Source organism: Sulfitobacter sp. AS59 (assembly GCF_038899995.1).
Classification (GTDB): Bacteria; Pseudomonadota; Alphaproteobacteria; order Rhodobacterales; family Rhodobacteraceae; genus Sulfitobacter.
Genome location: NZ_JBBMQK010000009.1, coordinates 46,392 through 68,320, shown reverse-complemented (window position 1 = coordinate 68,320; position 21,929 = coordinate 46,392). Strand labels below are relative to the sequence as shown.

The window sequence follows — 21,929 nt, the reverse complement described above, 5'->3', positions numbered from 1 at the left end:
CAGAATATCTGCCGCAAACATCTTAAAGAGACTAAAGACTCTTACACTATATGTGCTGTTCTTTTGGTATAATTTCTTAGGCATTCCAGAAATCATCGGATTCAGATTCACATAAGGGCTATGATGTGCGATAGATAAGCGGATACTCACTTGTTTCGCGTACATGGCCGAGGATATATGTCATCAACTCCCAAAGCACCGACACCTTCGTATTTCAATATCGATCCAGAAGCGGCAGCCGCCCGTCTTTCTGATCCTATCGATACCGCACGATTCGCGAAAGCCGCTGCATTCGCCAGCAAGGGGCGGGATGATTTGGCCCGTCGTGGTTATGCCCCCGATGGCAAAAAGCGTCTTCGCAAGTTTTCAAAATGGGAGATATGCCGCTATCTTCTGGACGTGGCCCCTGCCCATCTGCGCCGCGTCCTGAAGGCGCATCCAGACCTTCCTCAAGGCAGCGGCGAAGCCGGATCAAAGTGGTTCACCCTCGAAGAGGTCTTGCAGCTTCGCGAGCATTTCGCGACCGAGGGGGCGTCAAACAAGCAGTATAAATCTTGGCGGCCCGAAGGACTACCGGCCAAGATCATTTCAGTCGCGAATTTCAAAGGCGGTGTCGGCAAGACATCCACCTGCGCGCATTTGGCAATGTCTGCGGCCCTCGACGGCTATCGGGTTCTGGTCATCGATTTGGACAGCCAGGGGTCGCTGACATCCATCATGGGTGGTGAGGTGCCTGATGAATGGTCCACCGCTTTCCCCCTGCTCGCCAAGGATTTTGCCCGCCACTTACAAGCCGAAAATGCTGTCCGCCAAGCCCGCGGCGCGCCAGAGCTGCCTCTAGACGAAACCCTCACCGAAAGCCTCAAGGTTTCGCCGCGAAACCTCATCCAGTCGACGCATTGGCCGAATATCGATCTGATCGGCGCGCAGCTGAACCTGTATTGGGCGGAGTTTCAGGTGCCCGTCTGGCGCATGCAGGTGAAATCATGGCCACTCTGGGATGCCCTGACCAACGCGCTATCCTCCGAAGGGGCGCTGGATGACTACGATCTGATTTTCATCGATACGCCCCCTGCCCTCGGATATCTGACCATCAACGCCTTGGCGGCTGCCGATATTTTGTTGGTCCCTCTTGGTGCGTCCTTCCTTGAATTTGATTCCACGGGCCGGTTTTTTGACATGCTCTATTCGACCTTTGCCAGTATCGAGGAAGGCGAAAACCGCATTCGCCGTCAGGAAGGCCTGTCAGAGATGAAGTTCGAATGGGACGCCGTGCGCGCGCTGATCACCCGCTTTGACGCAGGCCAGCAGACCGATCTGGCCAATGTCATTCAGGCCTATTTCGGCGACTTTATGACCACCTACCGCCAAGAGGTCACGGCCATGGTCGGCCAAGCCGGCGAACAGGTTAACGGCATTTACGAGGCCGATTATCGCGAGTTCAACCGTGATACCTATGTGCGGGGCCGAGAGACATTCGACCGCACCTGGGCCGAGGTGAAAGAGGTTGTTTTGGGAACGTGGTGGCGTGATTTGCAGGCGCTGAAACAAGAGGATGCAAGCAATGGCGAAGCGTAGAAAGTTAGAAGCCCCATCTGCGGATGATATGAATCGTATCGAAGAGGAGTTTCGCCGCGAAACCCCTACCCGCGCTGCTGCACCCATCGCGCAGGTCGCCGCAGACACCGCTGACGCTTACGAGGCTGGCACGACCGAAGAACGCGCTGCCCGTGCCCGCGACAGCGCCGAGGCGCAGCGGTTTCGCGACGCCGATGCAGCCGGTCTGATTATCTTTGAGATACCAATCGACGCGATTGAACCGCTATCGATGCAGCGCGACAGAACCGTGCTGGACCAAGAGGCGATGGACGAGCTTGAGCATTCGATCAGCGCCAACGGCCTGCGGATGCCGATCGAGGTGTATAGCCTCAAGAGCGCGCCGTCTGGTCGGCAATACGGGCTGCTGTCTGGCTACCGTCGCCTGATCGCCCAACAGAACCTCTATGCCCGCACAGGCGACGGGCGGTTCAAGGCGATCAAGGCCGTTCTGCGTGACCCCAATCAGATGGGCGGCGCGTTTGTGGCGATGGTGGAAGAAAACGAAATCCGCCAGGATCTTAGCCATTACGAGCGCGGGCGAATCGCAGCAATCGCCGCGCAGCAGGGCGCGTTTGCCTCGACCGAAGACGCCGTTGCGCAGATGTTCGCGGCAGCGTCAAAGGCCAAGCGGAGCAAGATCCGGTCCTTCGCCATGATCTTTGAAGAGCTGGGCGATATGCTGGAGTTTCCAGAAAACATGCGCGAGAAAGACGGCTTGCGTTTGGCCGCCGGTCTGCGCGCCGGTGCCGAAGCGCGCTTGCGCGACGTGCTGGGCGCGGGGCAGGGCGGTGATGCCAAAAGCGAATGGGCGCTGATCGAAAAAGTGTTGCTGGAATATCAAAGCGAAGCCCCCAACACCAACCGCGGGGGGCGGCCTAAAGCCACGCCGGCTGCGCCCGGTTGGAAGGGCAACGACACGCTGACAACCACGACGGGCGTGACCCTGAAACGCGAGCTGGACGATAAGGGGTTTCTTATTCGGATCAGTGGCAAGGGCACGTCGACAGACATGATCGAAGCGATCATGCAGGACATTCGCGAGAAGTTGGAAAAAGGTTAACCGCGCCCTGCGATAAAGCCCAAGGTGACGGCCGCCAGCAGGCCGTTGCCAGACAGATAGCCGCTGTCGCCCTTGCCAGATACGCCGCAAGCGGCCCCACCAGCGGCATACAGGTTGTCGAATGTACCGCCTGAGGTCATGCGCACCTTTGCCGTGCTGGGGTCAACCTCAAGCCCGCCCTGCGTATGGAACAGCGCGCCTGTCACCCTGACCGCACAGAATGGTGGGGAAAGGGCAGGGGTGCCCCATTGGCGGCCAAAAGCGTCACGGCCATCGGTGGGGATGTCGGAGATAGCATTGCGCAACGCATCCGATGGCAACCCGGTTTTGCGTGCCAAGCCAACGAGGGTTTCGTCGCGAAACACGGCACCTTGGCTTTCGGCGTTCTTGAAATCCTCGAACTGGCGGGCAATGTCGGCGATCCGCGCATCAAATATGACCCATGCGATGCCGTCCGGTTGGGCCAATACGGCCCGCGCAGCCTCGGAATAGCCTTGCGCTTCGTTCCAGAACCGGTTGCCTTGGGCGTTGACCTGCACACCGCCCTCTGTAACGGTGGCCCAGGTGATCAGGATGCCATGGGGGTGGGCGACGTTGCCGTGGCCTTGATAGGCCCCTAGATGGCGCGTTTTGGCCCCCAATGCGTCGCCCCATTGCACGGCCTCGCCCCGGTTACCGTCGTGGCCAAACCAAACGGCGTTGTCGATCTCGGCCATATGTTCGGATACCATCGCGCGATTGCCGCCAAAACCGTTGCAGGCAAGGATCAGGCGATCACAACCGACCGTTTCGGTGCCGCCATCCGGCAGGGTCAGCTGCGCGCCTGCAAGCCACGATCCTTGGGCGAACAGCCGCGTCGCACGGCGGTCGCAGATCAGGGGGATATCTAGCGCTTCGACACGGGTGCGCAACGCGTCGATCAACTCTCTGCCAGAGCGTGAGGGCAGGCCATGCATGCGTCGACGGCTGTGGCCGGGGTAGTCAAAATCAGTGACCAGCGAGAAGGGCAGGGCGTGGGTATCCGCCAGCCAGTCAATCACCGGTCCGGCCGTATCGGCCATGACCTGCACCAGATCGTCATCATTCTCGCCATGCGCCTTGGCTTGGATGTCCTGTGCAAACAGATCGGGGGTGTCGTCGATATCTGCGTCGCTTTGAAAGCGGGTTCCCGGTGCGGGGATGAGCCCCGCGCTGAGCGCTGTTGAGCCAGAGGGCACGGCGTCCGCTTCGATCAGCAAAACGTCTTGGCACGCCTCATGGGCGGCAAGGGCCGCGACCAAGCCACATGCGCCTGCGCCGATGATGAGCGTTTGAACCTCGAGGTCAAAGCTGTCCGGTGGCGCGGTGACGTCAGGCGTTGCCATCGAATTTCTTTCCCAAGGCAAGCATTTCAGGTGTACCAATCGCCGCGTTCAAGCCATCGAAATCATGCATTCTGTCCGAAAACGGCTTATTAGAGCCTGCCTTTTTCAGGCTGACATAGTAATCTTGCGCGGTTTTGGCCAAGGCACGGACGATGCCACCGGGGAAGATGACGATATCAAAACCCATGTCCTGCAGCGTCGTTGCCGACGATATGGGGGTTGCACCGCCTTCGACCATATTGACCAGCAGCGGCACCCGACCCTTGAACGTATCCGCGATCTTTGACAGTTCTGAACTGTCGCGCGGGGCCTCGATAAACAAGACATCGGCACCAGCATCAATATAGCTGCCGGCGCGGTCAATCGCGGCATCGAACCCTTCGACGGCAATGGCATCCGTGCGGGCGATGATCAGCGTGTCGTGACGGCGTGCATCTGCCATGGCAGCGATCTTTCCGCACATTTCATCTTTTTTAATCAATGACTTATCAGATAAATGCCCGCATTTCTTGGGGTAGGTCTGATCTTCGACTTGCAGGGCAGATGCGCCGGCCCGTTCATAGCTTTGCATGGTGCGGCGGGCGTTCAGGGCGTTGCCGAAACCGGTGTCGGCGTCCATGATAACGGGCAAATCTGTGCGATCAGCAATCAGTGCCATCGTATCGGTCATTTCCGATGCGGTGCTAAGCCCGATATCGGGCCGCCCCAATCGGGTATAGGCGACAGCAGCACCAGACAGATACAGCGCCTCGAACCCCGCATCGGTGGCAAGGGCCGCGGTCAGACCGTCATAGACGCCCGGCGCGATCAGAATATCAGAGGCGGCCAGACGTTTGCGAAGGGTCATGTCGCTTTTCCAATCATTTCCATGGCACCGGCGCATGTCATGACTTCCGTCACTGAACCAAGCGATTTTAGCGTTGCCTCATGCACATCTTCGTTAAATGCAGCGCAGCCATCGGACAAAAGAACCGTGTGAATGTCGCGCAGATGGGCGTCGCGGACCGTGCTGGCCACGCCGCCATTTGTGACGATGCCGCCAATAATCAACGTATCAATCTTCATCGCGCGCAGGATGTATTCCAGACGGGTTTGGTAAAAGGCGGAATAAGCGACCTTTTCGATGGTGAAGTCAGCGGGGGCGAGGGTATCAACCAAGGCATGGCCAAACTTGCCCGGCGCGAAATCGCCCTTGGTCAGGAACGGGCGCAGCTTTTTCAGATGCGCGGCGATCAAGGGTTCATCATTGCGGCCGGGGACCAGCGTGAACTGGGCCGAAATATATGTCCCTCCGGCGCGGGTTAGAGTCTGTTTTAGCGGCGCAATACGGTCGGGCAGGGCTAGGATGCTTTCAGCCCCCTGACCGGCACGACCGTACGCCCCGTCGGGGTGCAAAAAGTCGTTCTGCAGATCGATGGTCAGCAATGCAGTTGATGAGGGGGTCATGCAGGGGCCCTTTCGATCAATGTGTTCCCGTAAGCGTCAACTTTGCCCACCAGACCGGGTTCAATCAGCACGGTTGTATCGGGCTGTTCAAGGATGGCAGGGCCCGCGATTTCCGCGCCCACCGGCAGCTCCAATCGATTGTACAGCTTTGTTTCATACCAGCTATCCCCAAAATGCACCTGACGCACCCCTTTGAACGCGGCCTCAACACTGCCGCCCTTGGGGGCGAGCGTGGCCAGATCAAACCGCGGGCGGCGACCGGTGATGGCGGAGCGCAGATTGATGACCCGTCTGGTGCCGTTTTCAAGCAACCTGCCATAGGTCGCGCGGTACGCGGTATCAAAGGCGGCGGCGATGTCTTGTTCCGTGGGCGGCGTGACCGTGCCGTCGGTCAGCGAGACGGGCAGGGGGACCGACACCGTGTGCGTCTGCCCGAGATAGGCCATATCAAGGGTAAATTCGGTATCGCGCCCCTCAAAATGGGTGCGGGCCGCATCTAGGGTGGCAAGGCCGCTGTCCACATGCGCTTGCATAAATCCGGTAAGGCTGGGGAGGTCGATACCCGACAGCGTGGCGTTAATGGTTTGCACGAAATCCTGCCGCATATCCGCAATCACGCAGCCCATGGCAGAGGTCACGCCGGGATAGCGGGGCACGATGGATCTGGCCAACCCGACCTCGTTCATCATCGCGCCGGAATGCAGGGCACCGCCGCCACCAAAGGGCATGAAGGCAAAGCGTTTAGGGTCGAAACCCCGTTCAATAGAGACTAGTCGCAGCGCCCCGGCCATCCGGCTGTTGGCGACGCGCAAGATCGCTTCGGCGGCTTGAAGGGCATCAAGGTTCAGGGGCTTGCCGACATGTTCTAGAATGGCTTCCTTAGCGGCTTCGACATCCAGACGGTCGAGTTTGCCGCCGATGGGGTTATCGGGGTCAATCCGGCCCAAAACCACGTTGGCGTCTGTGACGGTCGGGCGGGTATTGCCTTGGCCATAGGCGACGGGGCCGGGGGTTGAACCCGCGCTTTCGGGGCCGATGTTCAGCAAACCACCCTTGTCGACCCATGCGATGGACCCGCCACCGGCACCGATGGTGGTAATCTCGATCATGGGTGAGCGAACAACCATCCCGAAGTCGATCGAGGTTTGGGGCGACAGCATTGACTGACCTTTGGCGATCAGGCTGACGTCAAATGACGTGCCGCCCATGTCGCCGGTGATCACATCGGCATACCCTGCCGCCTGGGCGATGTAGCCTGCCGCGATCACCCCCGCCGCAGGGCCGGACAGCGCGGTGCGCACGGGCAGTTTTGCGGCGGTATCCACATCCATGACGCCGCCGTTTGACTGGACGATCATGAACTCACCAGCAAAGCCGCCTGCTTTCAAAGCAGTCTCTAACCTAGCCAAATAGCCTGAAACCTCGGGCTGGAGGTAGGCATTCAGCGCCGTGGTGGAGAACCGTTCAAATTCGCGAATTTCTGGCAAAATCTCGGAGGAGGCGGAGACATGTGCGTTTGGCCACATCTCGCGTACCGCTTCGACGGCGAGACGCTCATTTTCGGCATTGGCATAGCTGTTTGCGAACAGGATCGCACAGGCAAGGCAACCGTCGTCGATCAGCTGCTGTGCCGACTGACGCACGGCGTCCAGATCAACGGGCGTCCGGATGGTGCCATCTGCAAGGGTGCGTTCAGGCACCTCGAGCCGAAGGGCGCGATCCACCACGGGGGTGAAATCACCGCGCAAGCCCCATGTGCGGGGCCGGTCACGGCGGCGCATTTCCAGCACGTCGCGCAGGCCCATGGTGGTGATGACGCCGATTTTGGCACCTTTGCGTTCGAGCAGGGCGTTGGTGCCGGCGGTGGTGCCGTGAACGACGACCGAAACGGTGGATAGATCATCAACGCGCTGGCTGATCCCGCTGAGGAAGCCGCCGGATTGATCGGGGCGCGTGGTGGGTACTTTGGCGACCTCGGCAATGCCGGTCGCTTCGTCCAGCACGAAAATATCGGTGAATGTGCCGCCAACATCGACGCCGATCATGCGGTTTGTACTGGTCATAGCGAGATCTCTTTCCAAGCGGGGCCGTAGGTTTCTGTGGCGTAAGTGTCGGTAAGCAGCCCGCCCGCGACGTCACGCGCAACATCGGCTGGGGCACGGCCCGCAGCGGGGCCATAACCGCCCCCGCCGGGCGTATCGAGCCGCACGGATTGGCCGCGTTGCAGTTTGATGCCGACCATTTTCGAGGCCATGGGCGGAGTGTGCCACCCGTCGGCCTGTTCATAGGCAAACACGTTCATGGCCGCATCGCCGCCGCCCGCCGCCCCCTTGGGGGCAAAGCGGCCGCGTTCCCCAAACAGAAAGGCGGTCGCGGATTCCTCAAGCACTTCAATCTCGTAGGTGGCCCCCATGCCGCCGCGGTGCGTTCCGGCACCGGCGCTGTCTGGGCGCAGGGCCCATTGCTTGAACATCACGGGGTATGCGGCCTCCAGAATCTCCATCGGGGGGATTGTTGCCGTGGAAATGGGCGCATTGCCGTGGTTCAACCCGTCGGTTTCAATCGACCCGCCATGACCGCCGCCATAAAAGCTGAACATTACCCAAGGTTGCCCATTCGCGCGCTTGCCCGAGATTGAAAGCGCGTTGATCGTGCCATAGGCGTTGGCCACCACGCGGTCAGGTGCCGCGTTTGAGGCGGCGGCGAAAATCACGTCGATCATACGCAAAATAGTTTCGGTATAGCCACCGACGGGGGCAGGGAAGGGGGCAGAGAGCAGCGAGCCATCAGGGATTTTCACATCAATCGGGCGCATGACGCCAGCATTGGCGGGCAGGCTGGGAAAGATATGTTTAATCGCGACATAGGCGGTGGCAACGGCGGTGGGCAGCGCGATATTCACGGGCCCTGCGCAGCGGTCCGCGGTGCCTGCGAAATCCAGCGTCATAGTATCGCCACTGATCTCGAGTGCTACTTTGATCTTGAGGGGGGTATCGGTAATGCCATCGTTATCGAGGAAATCCTCGGCCTCCCAACGGCCATCTGGCAGGTCTGTCAGCTCTGAGCGCATCAGAACCTCGGCCCGGTCGCCAAGTGCGTCGAGGGCGGCGCGGACCGTGTCGGCACCATATTCGGCTAGCAGTTCATCCAGACGTTTAACGCCCAGATCAAGCGCGCCAAGCTGGCCGTTCAAATCACCTTGGGCAGATTGGGGCAGGCGGGTGTTGCGCATCAGGATATCGATGATGTCGGTCTGGATGGTTCCCGCCTTGGCCAGACGCACGGGGGGGAGAACAAACGCCTCTTGAAAGGCATCGGTCGCGGCAGGGTTATAGTTGCCGGGCACCGCACCGCCCACGTCGTGCCAGTGGCCGACAGAGGCGAGGTAGCAAAACAGCTTTCCGTCGTGAAAATAGGGTCTAACAAGGCGCATATCGCTAAGATGGGTGCCGCCAAGATGAGCATCGTTAAAGATATAGATATCGCCGTCTTCCAGATCGCCATTCTCGGCCGCCTTGTCGATCACGGCCTTTACGGCAAAGGACATGACCCCGACAAAGATCGGCAGCCCCGATTTGCCCTGTACCAACGTATCGCCGGACACAGCGTGATACAGGCCGTGCGAGGCATCATGTGCTTCGGCGATAATCGGGTTAAAGGCGGCGCGAAACAGGGTTGCGTCCATTTCGTCTGCGATCTGTTCCATCCGTCCGGCCAGAACGGCTAGGGTGATCGGGTCGATATCTTGGGTCATGGGTTTGCCTTTGTCTCTGCAATGTCGTTCCAGACGTCCTGCCTTGTGAGGTGGCCATCGGTTAATTCGAACCGGTCAATAAACCGAATACCGTCAAAGGGCGTCCCGTCGGGCCATTCGCCCGATAACGTGCCACGGCAATACACCACGGCGGCGTCGCCCGGCGTTTGCAGCGCGTCGAACCCTTCGTAGGTTTTGGTGACGAATTTATAGCGGGGTGCGGCCCAGTCGATCAGCTGTTCCAGGTTGGTCATGGGGTCGGTGCCGGGAAATACCATGGTAAATCCGGCCCCCAGCATGCCGCTGGCCTTGTCGATGTCGCGCGCTTCCATAGCGGATAGATACTCCCGCACAATCGCCGCCGGATCGGGCAGCGCAGGCGCTGGTTTGCGATGCTGGCCGCCGCGCATGTACCCGGCGGGGTCTAGCTCGTGAATCATTACGGTGACGGCCTCGGGCGGGGCGGGAACCACGATTCGAACGGCATGGGTCAGGGCCTCGCAGAGGCGGGATTTGTCGCTGTCGCTATACCCTTGCATGACATGAAGTTCGATAACGGGCATGGGGTCTCCTTCGCCAAACTGTATTTTTTGTAATACAGATTAATTGATATGCATAGGTCAAATATTTTGCGTTTTGTAAGATAGATTTCTTGCGTTTGAAAAATCCGTCGCTAGGGTTGGACTGAATTGAAAGGGTGACAATGGCGCAAGGAATCACATCTTTGAAGGGCAGGGGGCTTCCTGAGGGGGGCAAGGCGCGGCGTGTCTATCTGCACCTTCACGAAGAGATCACACGCGGTATTTACGCCCCAGGTGCGGTGCTGCCGGGCGAGCAAAAGCTGGCGGTGACGCTGGATGTGTCGCGGGTCACCGTACGCCGTGCACTGGATGCGCTGGAAGGTGACGGGCTGATTGAACGGCGTGCGGGGTCGGGGACAACGGTGCGTGCGCCCAAGGCATTTCCATCGATGGCGGCGGATTTCAACGCGCTGATGCCGCAACTGGTTGAGATGGGTCAGAACACCACCGCGCGGCTGTTGTCGTTCAGCTATGGTGCTGCGCCGGGCGGGGTGGCGACCGCATTGGGTTTGACGGCGCAATCGCGTGTCCAAGCCGCCGTGCGCCTGCGTCTGGTCGAGGGGGAGCCGTTTTCCCACCTGACCACATGGGTGCCAGAGGAAATCGCGCAAAACTATACCGAGGCTGAATTGGCCACGACACCGCTGTTTCGCTTGTTAGAGCGGTCCGGCGTCAAGGTGGACGCCGCGCATCAGACGGTGAGTGCGACACTTGCCTCGCCCGATGTGGCGGATGTGCTGGGTGTGAGCGTCGGTGCGCCGTTGTTGTCGCTGGACCGCGTGGTGAAGGACGCCGAGGGGCGCGGGGTTGAATACCTGTCAGCGCTGTACCGCCCCGATATGTTCAAGCTTGAGATGGATTTGACACGGGTTGGCGATGGCAAGGCCCGCCATTGGGAGCCGGTGATTAGGCCGGCCCGTAAAGAGGCGGCGGAATGACCACGCCCCAAACCTTGTTGGCCAAGCTTTGGGCGGCGCATGAGATCATGCAGCGCGAAGATGGGACTTCATTGCTTTGGGTGGATCGGCATTTTGTACACGAAGGATCGCATCACGCCTTTGCCAAGCTGGACGGTCGCGGCAAGAAGGTTGCGTTTCCCGAGCTGACGTTTGGCGTGGTTGATCACTATGCCCCGACCCGTGCGGGGGCGGTGGCACCGGATATTACGCGGATGATCGACATGCAGGGGCGCAATACGCGGGCGCATGGGGTGCGCTTGTTTGATCTGCGTGATCCGGGGCAGGGGATCGTGCATGTGATCGGACCGGAACAGGGTCTAACGCTGCCCGGTTTGCTGATCAATTGCGGGGATAGCCACACATCGACCCATGGTGCGTTTGGCTCGCTTGCCTTTGGGGTGGGCGCGACCGAGGTGGCGCATATTCTGGCCACCCAGACGATCTGGCAGAAGCGGCCCAAGACGATGCGCATTACGTTTAACGGTGCCTTGGGCTTGGGGGTGTCGGCCAAGGATCTGGCGCTGCACTGGATCGCCCAGCTGGGGACCAATGGCGCGCGGGGGCATGCGATTGAATATGCCGGTGCTGCGGTCGAGGGGTTGAGCATGGACGGGCGTCTGACCCTGTGCAACCTGAGCATCGAAGGCGGTGCCCGTTTGGGGCTGGTTGCGCCGGATCAGGTGACTTTAGATTATTTGAAGGGGCGTAATTTCGCACCCAAAGGGGCGGCATGGGATCAGGCGGTGGCCGATTGGACCCAGCTGAAAACAGATGCGGATGCCGCCTTTGATCAAGAGGTGACGTTTGATGCAGCGGATGTTGTGCCGACGGTGACCTGGGGTACATCGCCGGAGGATGCATTGCCTATTACCGGCCATGTGCCTGACCCCGACCAGCTTGGTGGGGCAAAGCAGGGGCAAGCCCGCGCGGCGCTGGAATATATGGGCCTGCGTGCTGGCATGCCGCTAAAGGATGTCACGGTGGACGAGGTGTTTATCGGGTCTTGCACCAATGGCCGGATCGAGGATTTGCGACTGGCCGCCAAGGTGCTGGCAGGGCGCAAGGCCAAGGTACCGGGTTTGGTATCGCCCGGATCGTCAGGGGTCAAGAAACAGGCCGAGGCCGAAGGGCTGGCGCAGATATTTACAGATGCCGGATTGGAATGGGGCGGTTCGGGCTGTTCGATGTGTGTCGGCATGAACGGAGACCGCGTTGACGCGGGCAAACGCTGTGCCTCGTCCACCAACCGGAATTTCAAGGGTCGCCAAGGGCGCGGTGCGCGCACCCATTTGATGAGCCCCGCCATGGTGGCTGCGGCGGCGGTTTCCGGGCACCTCGCTGATGTGCGCCCGCTGTTGGAGGGACGATCATGAGCGGTTGGACCACCATTAACGGCAGCGCCGTGGCCTTGCCGCAAGCCAATATCGATACCGATCAACTGATTGCCGCGCGGTTCATGTCGGCCCCGCGCAGCGAAGGATACGGAAAGTTTTTGTTGCACGACGCCCGGCAGGATCAGCCGGATCATGTGTTGAACAGATACGACCGCGCCGATGTGTTGGTCACACGCAGCAACTTTGGCGGCGGGTCCAGCCGCGAGGCTGCCGTGTATGCGCTGGTGGATTTCGGGATCAAAGCCGTGTTTGCCCCCAGCTTTGGCGATATTTTCAGTGGCAATGCGGTCAATAACGGTTTGCTGCCCGCGCGGTTGACCGAGGACGAGATCGAAACGCTGATTGGTCAAATGGGCGAAAAGGACGCGCCAGCCACCGTTGATTTAACCGCCGGTACGGCTGTGATCGGCGGGCGGCAGCTGTCTTTTGATCTGGACCCGGCATGGCAACAAAAGCTGGTGAATGGCTGGGATGATATCGATCTGACGGCCCAGCATAGTGACAAGATTACCAAGTTTCGCGCGGCACGAATTGCGGCGCACCCGTGGGCCTTGCCCGCATCCTAAGACGTTTTCGCGCTGCACAGTGGCCGAAGGCAAAAATCAAAAGGGGTCCACAAAGGAACCCCACCAACTGGGAGTAACGAGACGATGAAACATACAATTTTTGGTGGTATTCTTGCCACCACGGCGCTGACGTCAGCGGCGTTTGCACAAGAGACGATTACGGCGGTTCACGCTTTTCCTGAATCGTTGATTTACACCAAGTCGTTCCTTGAGTTTGTCGACAAGGTGAACGCAGCCGGCGAAGGCGTGGTTCAGATCGAAGTGCGCGGCGGGCCAGAGGCCATCGGCATGTTCCAACAGCCTGACGCCGTGCGCGATGGTGTCGTCGATATGGTCTATACGCCGGGCAGTTTCTATGCCGGTGCGTTGCCCGAAAAGGATGCGCTGGTGACGTCGAACATGACGGCACCTGAAACCCGCGCCAATGGCGGCATCGAATTGATCGACCAGATCCATCAGGAGAAGATGGGCGTTAAATACCTGGGCTGGTTCGATTCCGGTGTGTGCTACAACCTGTGGACCCGCGAAGCACCAACGCTGGACGATGGCGGTAACCTTGATGTGTCGGGCCTGAAGCTGCGTGGTAATGCAGTCTATAACGCGTTCTTTACCGATTATCTGGGCGCGCAGGTCATCGATTTGCCCACGACCGAAGTATATTCGGCGCTTGAACGCGGTGTGGTTGATGCGACGGGCTGGACACAGATTGGCCTGATCGATCTGAAGTGGAACGAGTTCCTGAACTACCGGATTGAGCCGTGCTTTTTCTCGACTGACTTGGGCACGATTGTGAACCTGGAAAAGTGGAATTCCCTGTCCGAGGAAGCGCGCACCATCGTGCAAGATGTCGCCATCGCGCATGAGGCTGAAAGCACCGAGAAACTGGGTGCCGTGCGTGACGAAGATTTCGCCAAGCTGGAAGCGGCTGGGATGAAAGTGGTCACATTGGAAGGTGACGCGGCTGACGCCTATCTGGCGGCTGCGACGCAAAACACATGGGACCGCATGAAAGGCCTGATGGCCGACAGTCCACAGGGTGATGGTAACTATGACAAGCTGATCGAGCTTTTCTATAAAAAGTAAAACCCTAAGCGGCGCGCCGGATGTCTGGCGCGCCGCATTTTTGTGAACGAGGGGCAGCGTATGGAAACGGTCGGCAAGCTATATCGGGGGTTCCTGTATGCGATGGCGGGCATTGCGGGCGTCATGCTGGTTTGGCTGATGATTTCCGTAATTATGTCGGTGGTGATGCGCAACAGCGGGCTACAGCCCTTTGCGTGGCTGTTCACATCGTCTGAATATGCGATCCTTTACATGACCATGCTGGGCGCGCCTTGGCTGGTGCGTGAAAAGGGTCATGTGCATATCGAATTGGTGACGGCGGCGTTGCCCACGGGGGTGCGCAGGATCGTCAGCCGCTTGGTGGCCGCGCTTTGCGTGTTGGTGTCGTTGATCCTTGCGTGGAAAGGGACGGAGCTGTTCCTGGGGAATATCACGCGCAATGATCTGGATGTGCGCGCGTATTATTTTCCGAAATGGATACTTACCATCGCCTTTCCGGTCAGCTTTGGCCTGATGGCAATTGAATTTTCCCGTTTTGTTTTTGGCGATGACCTGATGCATTCCGGCGAAGCAGGGATACACGAATAATGGAATGGTTTGAATCGCTGGCCCTTTTGCTGGGCTCGATCCTTGTTTTGATGGCGATTGGCATGCCGGTGGCACTGGCCTTTCTGGCGGCAAACATCGTTGGGGCGTGGTTTTTCATGGGCGGTGCCAAGGGCATCACCCTGTTGTTGAACAACGGCTTTGGTGGGCTGACGAATTACGCGCTGGTGCCGATCCCGCTGTTTTTGCTGATGGGCGAAATTTTCTTTCACACCGGTCTTGGGGCGCGGATGTTCAACGCGATTGACCGGTTGTTGGGCAAACTGCCCGGCCGCTTGTCCTATGTCACCGTTTTGGGGGGCACCGCGTTTTCGACATTGTCGGGGTCCTCAATGGGGTCAACGGCGTTGCTGGGCAGTCTGATGGTGCCCGAGATGACGACGCGCGGCTACAAGAAACACATGTCCATCGGGCCGATCCTTGGCACGGGTGGTTTGGCGATCATTATCCCGCCGTCCGCCTTGGCGGTGCTGCTGGCGACGCTGGCGCGGATCGATGTGGGTGCTTTGCTGATTGCGGGGATCATCCCCGGTTTGATCTTGGCCAGCTTTTATATCGCGACGATTTACATCCAGACCAAGATCGACCCGTCGGCCGCGCCCGCCTATGACGTTGAGACGCTGACATGGGGCCAAAAGATGCGGCTGCTGTTTGGCGATGTGATGCCGATGCTGTCGGTCATGGTGCTGATCGTAATTGGTATGGTTGGTGGTCTGATCACCCCGTCCGAGGCGGCGGCATTTGGTGCGCTTGGCGTGTTGATCCTTGCGGTATTGTTCCGTTGTCTGACATGGGAAGCGATGAAGAAATCGGTCATCGGCGCATTGCGCGTCACCTTGATGGCCTATCTGATCGTGTTCGGCTCTGCCACGTTCAGCCAATTGCTGGCCTTTTCCGGGGCGTCATCGGGGCTGATCCGCTGGGCGACGTCGTTTGATCTGGCACCGGTTGCGATGCTGCTGGTCATGTTCGGTGTACTGCTGCTTTTGGGTATGTTCATGGAGCAGATTTCGATGATGTTGCTGACCGTGCCGATATTCTTTCCTTTGGCCGCAAGCCTTGGGTTTGATCCGGTTTGGTTCGGCTTGATTATCCTGCTCGCGCTCGAGATCAGCTTTACCACGCCGCCTTTTGGGCTGCTGCTGTTCGTGATGAAGGGGGTGGCCCCCAAAGACACGACCATGCGCGAAATCTATCTGTCCGCATTCCCCTATATGGGATGTTCGATGCTGTTGGTGGCGTTGTTGATCCTGTTTCCGCAACTGGCGCTTTGGTTGCCCGGGATGTAGGGTACGCGCCGTTGTAGATGGCCGGTTTTGCCGGTGATTGATGTTTAAACGGGGCACCCACCCGAGGGGACAGGCACCCCGCCGTCCGCTAAAGCCACCAATCAAGCCCAGCAGATTCGGGAGAGGGCAGACCGCGCAATAACGAAGCGCGGTCTGCTCCTCATTGTTTCTTAGAACGTGCGCGACAACGTCAGCTTGAGGTTGCGGCCGGGTGCAGAGCGTGTCGACTGATGTGGCGTGTAATCGCGGTCAAACACGTTTTCCAAACCGACGCGAATTTGCGTGTCCTTCAACACCCCTTGCTGCGGGATATAGGTGGCGCGCAGGTTGTGTACGCCAAAGCCGGCTGTTTCGGTGCCGTTTACTTCAATCGATGCATTGGCAACCATTTCCCAGCTTAGATCCAGTTCTTCGCCGAATTTTTTACCCACTGTGAACCGCAGTGAGTCAGCCCCTGTAAATCTCCAATCATTTTGGGTGCCATCGGCAAGATGCTGTGTGCCGTCGGTGACGTTGGCGTTCATATCGAGGTACAAACCGCTTTCCATCGCATAGGACGCCTCAAGCTCGAACCCTTCGGTATCGATGCTGTCCACATTGACGGAAGGGCGGCCACCATTCGTATAGGATGTTACGTCAGAGAGTTCGGTCTTGTATACGTTCGCCTTGATCGCAAAGCTGTCGCCGCTGCGGAACAGATCGCCCCCATCATAGGATGCGCCCAGTTCGTATGTCTTCGCCTTTTCGGACAAGGTCATATACGCCGCGTTGTTGAGGTCATCGAGGATGGGAAGCGATTCAGTGTATGCGCCGCTGCCGAACACGGCAAAGCCGTTGTCAAAGGCGTAGCGTACGGACAGACCGCCCATCAGCGCATCATTGTCATAAACGCCATCATTTGGTGCTGTGGACCCGGTGATTTCAGAGGTCTCGTAGCGCAGCGCTGGCGTGATTGTCCAAGCATTGCCAATGCGCATGTCGTCAACGGCGTAAACGGCAATTCTGTCATCCACACCACCGGTGGCCGAATTCGCATCAAGCCGCTTTTTGCGGATCAACTCTAGCCCGGTGCGCAATTCGTGGCTGATTGTGTTCGTATCAAACAAGCTGGTGTTCTTGAATGACAGTTTTGTGGTCCGGTAGCGGTGATCGGCGTTTGTCAGTGCCCGCACTTGCCCTTCTTGCGCCGAACCTTCAAGCGATGAGCTGCCCTCGATATAGGTCTGGTCAATCTGTTGGTCCGCATAGCTTAGCTGCACATCCAGATCGATCAAATTGTTGTCTTCTGGGTTAAAGTTATAGGTCAGCGTCGCGGCGCTTGTTTCAATGTCGCGATCGACATTACCAAACATGTCCGTTGTTGTGATGAACGTGTCATACGGCACGTCGCGCTCGCTGGATGTTGTTTTGGTCGCGCTGAACGTCAGCGATTGATCGTGGTTTTCGCCAAAGGTGTACTTTGCCTTGAACAAACCGGATGGCAGGGTAAAGGCGCTGTTGCCGATGTCATCGCCATTGCCGTCTTGTTGGTTGTCCTGATCGCGCCATGTGTAGTTCAGCAGGAACTCCATGTCTTGGGTCGGCTGCCATGCCAGTACGCTGGAAGACGTCAGGCCGTTGCCGTTGCTCGAAAACTCGAGCGTTTGCGCCAGAACGTGACCCAGTTCGCCACCTGTCAGGTCAGAGGCGTCTTTGGTTTCCAGTTGAACAACACCGCCGACGATGCCGGACCCGAATTCAAAGCTGCCAACCGTGCCGCGGATAACGTTGACGTTTTTGTACAAGAAGGGATCGGTGAACAATTGCGTCCCGATCCGGTACAGTTCTTCGGCACCGACATTTGCGCCATCAATCTGAACCGCAACTTTTTGGTCGGTGCCGTAGGTGCTGTTGGCACCAAAGCCCCGGATATTGATGCCCGACCCTTGGGGTGTGGACCCGTTCACAAGGTTAACGCCCGGTACGGAATCGATCAGCTGAGCGACGGTGCCAGCTTGGCGGTCGTTGATTTCTTCTTGATCAACAGTTGTTTGGGGAATCGCCGTATCAGTTTGAACTTTACGCTTGCTTTCACCCAGAACCAGCGTGCCCAAAAACCCTTGGTCGGCTTCTTGCGCGTGCAATGCTGCAGTATTGATCGTGATTAATAACAGGCTGGTGGTACCCAGCAATAGGGTACGTTTTCTGGTCGGGGTCATATTTTTTGCCTCGCAAGCATGTAGGTGGCCTAGTGCTTGCTGGGGGCTGGCTACGGCGTTTCTGAATATCTGCGCCGATTATCGATGCGCTCTTGCGGTTTCTAGAAAGGCTTACTAAAAGTGTCAACAATAATAGTTGAGTGTTTTACTCAGCTCATGCCAGCCCGTGTCTTGATGCACGACGCCAGCCCAATCACCGATCAATATATCAGCCAATAGGTGCATCATGACCAATCAAGACGCGGTAACCCCCGCATACATCCGCGAATTTCGCGCCGAACATGCAAAACTGCGCGAACGCGACGTAGCGGATAAGCTTAACATCAGCGAGGCCCAGCTAATCGCTGCGTCCTGTGGCGAAGGGGTAACCCGGATTGACGCGCACCCTGACAAGGTGATGGGCGTTGCCCAAACCCTGGGCGAGGTGATGGCCCTGACGCGCAACCCGTCTTGTGTGAACGAAAAGGTTGGCGTGTACGACAACTACCGGTCCGGCCCGCATGCGTCGATGATCCTGAATGATGAAATCGACCTGCGGATTTTCCCCAGCCATTGGTGCCACGCCTTTATGGTTGAGAAAGAAGTTGAAACCGGCGTGCGGCGCAGCTTGCAAGTGTTTGATGCGGCAGGTGATGCCGTTCACAAGATTTTCCTGCGCGACGGCTCTGACTTGAACGCATGGGCGCAAGCCAAGGAAGACCTGAAGCTGGACGACCAGTCGCAGACGGTTGAGGTCGCCGAGCGCAAGCCTGATGAAACCCCAAAGGCGGACGAGTCCAAGGTCGATATCCTGCGCAAGGAATGGGCCAGAATGACCGACACGCATCAGTTCATGCGTCTGACGTCGAAATTGAAGATGAACCGTTTGGGTGCCTACCGCATCGCGGGCGCGCCGTTTGTCCGCGCGTTGGAGCCGGGTGCTGTCGATCAGATGCTGCAACAGGTTGCGGCCAGCGATCTTGAAATCATGGTGTTCACCGGCAACCGGGGCTGTATCCAAATCCACTCCGGCCCGATTGACACACTCAAGGCGATGGGGCCATGGCAGAACGTGCTGGACCCACGGTTCAACCTGCACCTGCGTCTGGATCACATCGCCGAAGTGTGGGCGGTTGATAAACCAACGCAACGCGGCCCGGCCGTATCGGTCGAGGCATTTAACAAAGACGGCGGGCTGATCTTTCAGGTCTTTGGTGTCGGTAAAGAAGGTCGTGACAGCCGCCCGGCATGGGGCAAGCTAGTCGAGGGCCTTGAAGGTCTGAAAACCGAGGTGCCAGCATGATGGGGCGTCGTTCAGGTCTCACGCTGCGGGCGTCTGCTTTTGCCCTGTTGGTTGCGACGGCATTCCCGGCGTTGGCCCAAGAAAAACCCGATGGCATCGTTGCCATCGGCGGTTCAATCACCGAGATCATCTTTGCCCTAGGTGCCAGTGACCGCTTGATTGCGCGCGATACCACCTCAAACTATCCCGCCGCAGCGCAGGATCTGCCCGATGTCGGTTATATGCGCGCGCTTTCCCCCGAAGGGGTGCTGTCTGTCGATCCGAAATTGATTATTTCGGAAGACGGCGCTGGCCCGCTTGAGACGATCAACGTGCTTGAGGCGGCGAATATCCCGTTCATGACCGTTCCCGAGGAATACTCGGCCGAGGGTGTCGCCGCCAAGATCAACGCGGTTGGCGAGGCGATTGGTGAAGGGGACAAGGCCAAGCAACTGGCCGATGATCTGAAAGCGCGACTGGATGCGGTTGTGCAGACAGCCCAGAAAAACGCGGGGCAGGAGCCCAAGAAAGTGCTGTTTATTCTTAGCACACAAGGCGGGCGGATTATGGCGTCGGGTCAGAATACTGCCGCTTCGGCGATGATCCAAATGGCGGGCGCGCAGAATGCTGCAACAGGGTTTGAAGGCTACAAGCCCATGACCGACGAGGCCGTGATCTCTGCCGCGCCCGATGCGATTTTGATGATGGAACGGGAAGGCGATCATAACAGCACCGTTGCCGAGCTGTTGGCCTTGCCCGTGATCGCGTCGACACCTGCTGGTGAAACAGGGGCGGTAATCCGCATGGATGGTCTGTATCTGTTGGGGTTCGGACCACGGACTGCGGATGCTGTGTCTGACCTGTCTGCCGCACTATACGGCAGCTGATCAAATGGTGCAGGTTGCAGATATCACAATGCCACGTGATCGTCGCACCACCGCCCGGCTGGCCCATTTCTGGCTGGCCGGCGCGTTGGTGGTGATCAGTATTACCAGCCTTGCCATTGGCGCGTCGGGCACGTCGCTATGGGGTGCGCTGCAAAAGCTGGTCGTCGGCGAACCGCTGACCCAGATGGAACGGATCGTTCTGTGGGATATTCGGCTGCCGCGGGTCATTCTGGGTATCTGCGTTGGGGCGTCCTTGGCCGTGTCAGGCGCTGTGTTGCAAGGGTTGTTCCGCAACCCTCTTGCCGATCCGGGTTTGGTCGGCGTTAGTGCTGGTGCCGGACTGGGCGCTATTCTCGCCATTGTATTGGGTGGTTTGCTGCCTCTGGGGCTTAAGGGGGTCCTTGGCTTTTGGTTGGTTCCTATGGCGGCCTTTATCGGCGGCTGGGGTGCGACGATGTTATTGTACCGGATTTCCACCAGACGGGGCCGCACATCGGTGGCGACCATGCTGCTGGCTGGCATCGCCTTGGCCGCATTGGCGAATGCCGCGGCCGGTATCCTTATTTATATTGCCGACGATGCACAGCTGCGCGATCTGACCTTTTGGGGCCTTGGATCGCTGGCTGGTGCCACCTGGGAGAAGACGATGGTGGCGGTGCCGGTTATCCTGATCTCCGTTGGCTGTGCGACCTTTCTGGGCCGTGGGTTGAACGGCCTTGCCTTTGGCGAAGCAACGGCTGCCCACATGGGTATCCCGGTGCAAAGGGTCAAAAGCATCGCGATGCTGGCCGTCGCGGCTGCGACAGGCGCTGCGGTCGCAGTATCGGGTGGCATCGGGTTTATCGGTATCGTTGTGCCCCATCTTATGCGTCTGGCAACGGGGCCGGATCATCGGCCGCTGCTGGTCAATGTCGCACTGCTGGGGGCCTGCCTTTTGCTGATTGCCGACGTGATCAGCCGGGTGATTATTTCCCCCGCTGAACTGCCGATCGGGATTATTACGGCGGTTCTCGGGTCGCCTGTGTTCTTGTGGATCTTGCTGCGCCGCCGCGGGTTGGTGGACCTATGATGTTAGAAGCAGATGTCACAAAGGCGTGGATTGGCCATAAAACCATTCTACAGGATGTGTCCTTTCGCGCGGTAGCGGGGCAGTTTACGGCCATTGTCGGCCCGAACGGTGCGGGCAAATCAAGTCTGCTCAAGGCCATCACAAACGAGATCGATTTTTCCGGCGAGGTACGTTTTAACGGCAAAGAAGCCGGGCAGGCGCGTCCTTGGGATCTGGCCGCCATTCGCGGTGTGTTGCCGCAATCCACGATGCTTGCGTTCCCCTTTACCGTGATCGAAGTCGTGCGCATGGGGCTGCTAAGCGGCCATTCGGGGCAGAAAGAGCATTTGCCCGACACCGCGCTGGCCCGCGTCGGGCTGGAGGGGTACAGCAACAGATTGTATCAAGAGCTTTCAGGCGGCGAGCAACAACGTGTCCAACTGGCACGGGTTCTGTGCCAAGTGTGGGATCCTGTTGACCAAGCAGGCACCCCGCGGTGGCTGTTGCTGGATGAACCTGTTGCCAGCCTTGATATCGGCCACCAACTGATGGTGATGCGCTTGCTAAAAGACTATGCCGCGCGCGGGGGTGGGGTTGTCGCGGTGATGCACGACCTGAACCTGTCCGCGATGTTTGCCGATCGCATGGTGATGGTGGTCCAAGGCAGCATTCTTTCCGCTGGCACGCCGCAAGACGTCATGACCGACGAGGTGCTATCGCAGGCCTACGGCTGCTCGCTAAGGGTAAACCAGGCACCGGTGGACAACAGCAGTTTCATTCTGCCTCATGTTGCTGCGCTTTAGGGCTTCGCCCGACTGTGGAGAATATGCGCCATAAGGTTAGTTATGTAATCTT

19 protein-coding genes are annotated in these 21,929 nt (G+C 58.6%); 12 read left to right on the top strand and 7 right to left on the bottom strand.

All coding sequences use genetic code 11. From position 1 onward, the window contains the following. Positions 1-177: 177 nt before the first annotated feature. Both WNY39_RS16345 and WNY39_RS16340 read left to right on the top strand, forming a co-directional pair. Positions 178-1,578 carry an AAA family ATPase gene (locus tag WNY39_RS16345; protein ID WP_342847236.1) on the top strand — a complete coding sequence of 467 codons (1,401 nt, stop codon included), beginning with the start codon at positions 178-180 and terminating at the stop codon, positions 1,576-1,578. Then, on the top strand, positions 1,565-2,659 hold the full coding sequence (locus WNY39_RS16340) for a ParB N-terminal domain-containing protein (protein ID WP_342847235.1): 1,095 nt from the start codon (positions 1,565-1,567) through the stop codon (positions 2,657-2,659). The genes WNY39_RS16345 and WNY39_RS16340 overlap by 14 nt, the downstream gene beginning before the upstream one ends. On the opposite strand, the gene WNY39_RS16335 is transcribed toward WNY39_RS16340, so the two are convergent. Genes WNY39_RS16335 through WNY39_RS16310 form a run of 6 tightly spaced genes read right to left on the bottom strand, consistent with a single transcriptional unit; the run spans position 2,656 to position 9,786 of the window. Further along, a complete protein-coding gene (locus WNY39_RS16335) occupies positions 2,656-4,023 on the bottom strand; it encodes an FAD-binding protein (protein ID WP_342847233.1) in 1,368 nt (455 codons plus the stop codon). The genes WNY39_RS16340 and WNY39_RS16335 overlap by 4 nt on opposite strands. Next, positions 4,010-4,870: an isocitrate lyase/phosphoenolpyruvate mutase family protein gene (locus WNY39_RS16330; protein ID WP_342847231.1), complete on the bottom strand. Its 861-nt coding sequence runs from the start codon at positions 4,868-4,870 to the stop codon at positions 4,010-4,012. Before WNY39_RS16330 ends, WNY39_RS16335 begins: the two co-directional genes overlap by 14 nt. Further along, complete coding sequence (locus WNY39_RS16325; RefSeq protein WP_342847229.1) at positions 4,867-5,469, bottom strand: isochorismatase family cysteine hydrolase; 603 nt, start codon at positions 5,467-5,469, stop codon at positions 4,867-4,869. The genes WNY39_RS16330 and WNY39_RS16325 overlap by 4 nt, the downstream gene beginning before the upstream one ends. Further along, a complete protein-coding gene (locus WNY39_RS16320; protein WP_342847227.1) occupies positions 5,466-7,532 on the bottom strand; it encodes a hydantoinase/oxoprolinase family protein in 2,067 nt (688 codons plus the stop codon). Before WNY39_RS16320 ends, WNY39_RS16325 begins: the two co-directional genes overlap by 4 nt. After that, the gene (locus tag WNY39_RS16315) at positions 7,529-9,223 is read right to left on the bottom strand and encodes a hydantoinase B/oxoprolinase family protein (protein ID WP_342847226.1); all 1,695 of its coding nucleotides are present in this window, start codon (positions 9,221-9,223) and stop codon (positions 7,529-7,531) included. The genes WNY39_RS16320 and WNY39_RS16315 overlap by 4 nt, the downstream gene beginning before the upstream one ends. Continuing rightward, positions 9,220-9,786, bottom strand: coding sequence for a tautomerase family protein (locus WNY39_RS16310; protein WP_342847224.1), 567 nt, complete (start codon positions 9,784-9,786; stop codon positions 9,220-9,222). The genes WNY39_RS16315 and WNY39_RS16310 overlap by 4 nt, the downstream gene beginning before the upstream one ends. Before the next feature lie 140 nt (positions 9,787-9,926). On the opposite strand from WNY39_RS16310, the gene WNY39_RS16305 reads away from it, so the two are divergent. From WNY39_RS16305 to WNY39_RS16280, 6 genes are all read left to right on the top strand, one after another. Then, positions 9,927-10,742 (top strand): GntR family transcriptional regulator, encoded by an 816-nt coding sequence (locus WNY39_RS16305; protein ID WP_342847222.1) that lies wholly within the window; start codon positions 9,927-9,929, stop codon positions 10,740-10,742. Next, positions 10,739-12,136 (top strand): 3-isopropylmalate dehydratase large subunit, encoded by a 1,398-nt coding sequence (gene leuC / locus WNY39_RS16300; RefSeq protein ID WP_342847220.1) that lies wholly within the window; start codon positions 10,739-10,741, stop codon positions 12,134-12,136. The genes WNY39_RS16305 and leuC overlap by 4 nt, the downstream gene beginning before the upstream one ends. Next, positions 12,133-12,723, top strand: a complete 591-nt coding sequence (gene leuD / locus WNY39_RS16295) for a 3-isopropylmalate dehydratase small subunit (protein WP_342847218.1) — start codon at positions 12,133-12,135, stop codon at positions 12,721-12,723. The genes leuC and leuD overlap by 4 nt, the downstream gene beginning before the upstream one ends. Positions 12,724-12,807: 84 nt before the next feature. Further along, positions 12,808-13,806 carry a TRAP transporter substrate-binding protein DctP gene (dctP, locus tag WNY39_RS16290; protein ID WP_341235802.1) on the top strand — a complete coding sequence of 333 codons (999 nt, stop codon included), beginning with the start codon at positions 12,808-12,810 and terminating at the stop codon, positions 13,804-13,806. A gap of 60 nt (positions 13,807-13,866) precedes the next feature. After that, the gene (locus WNY39_RS16285) at positions 13,867-14,373 is read left to right on the top strand and encodes a TRAP transporter small permease (RefSeq protein WP_342847215.1); all 507 of its coding nucleotides are present in this window, start codon (positions 13,867-13,869) and stop codon (positions 14,371-14,373) included. After that, a complete protein-coding gene (locus WNY39_RS16280; RefSeq protein ID WP_342847213.1) occupies positions 14,373-15,680 on the top strand; it encodes a TRAP transporter large permease in 1,308 nt (435 codons plus the stop codon). Before WNY39_RS16285 ends, WNY39_RS16280 begins: the two co-directional genes overlap by 1 nt. A 170-nt stretch (positions 15,681-15,850) precedes the next feature. Here WNY39_RS16280 and WNY39_RS16275 read toward each other — a convergent pair whose 3' ends face one another. Next, on the bottom strand, positions 15,851-17,878 hold the full coding sequence (locus tag WNY39_RS16275; RefSeq protein ID WP_342847211.1) for a TonB-dependent receptor: 2,028 nt from the start codon (positions 17,876-17,878) through the stop codon (positions 15,851-15,853). Positions 17,879-18,104: 226 nt separating this feature from the next. Here WNY39_RS16275 and WNY39_RS16270 point away from each other — a divergent pair, with 226 nt between their 5' ends. From WNY39_RS16270 to WNY39_RS16255, 4 genes are read left to right on the top strand one after another with little or no spacing between them, the layout of a single operon-like run. After that, complete coding sequence (locus WNY39_RS16270) at positions 18,105-19,160, top strand: ChuX/HutX family heme-like substrate-binding protein (RefSeq protein ID WP_342847209.1); 1,056 nt, start codon at positions 18,105-18,107, stop codon at positions 19,158-19,160. Beyond that, the gene (locus tag WNY39_RS16265; RefSeq protein ID WP_342847285.1) at positions 19,160-20,026 is read left to right on the top strand and encodes an ABC transporter substrate-binding protein; all 867 of its coding nucleotides are present in this window, start codon (positions 19,160-19,162) and stop codon (positions 20,024-20,026) included. Before WNY39_RS16270 ends, WNY39_RS16265 begins: the two co-directional genes overlap by 1 nt. A gap of 28 nt (positions 20,027-20,054) precedes the next feature. After that, positions 20,055-21,095 carry an iron ABC transporter permease gene (locus WNY39_RS16260; RefSeq protein ID WP_342847207.1) on the top strand — a complete coding sequence of 347 codons (1,041 nt, stop codon included), beginning with the start codon at positions 20,055-20,057 and terminating at the stop codon, positions 21,093-21,095. Next, a complete protein-coding gene (locus WNY39_RS16255) occupies positions 21,092-21,877 on the top strand; it encodes a heme ABC transporter ATP-binding protein (protein WP_342847205.1) in 786 nt (261 codons plus the stop codon). The genes WNY39_RS16260 and WNY39_RS16255 overlap by 4 nt, the downstream gene beginning before the upstream one ends. Positions 21,878-21,929 lie beyond the last annotated feature (52 nt).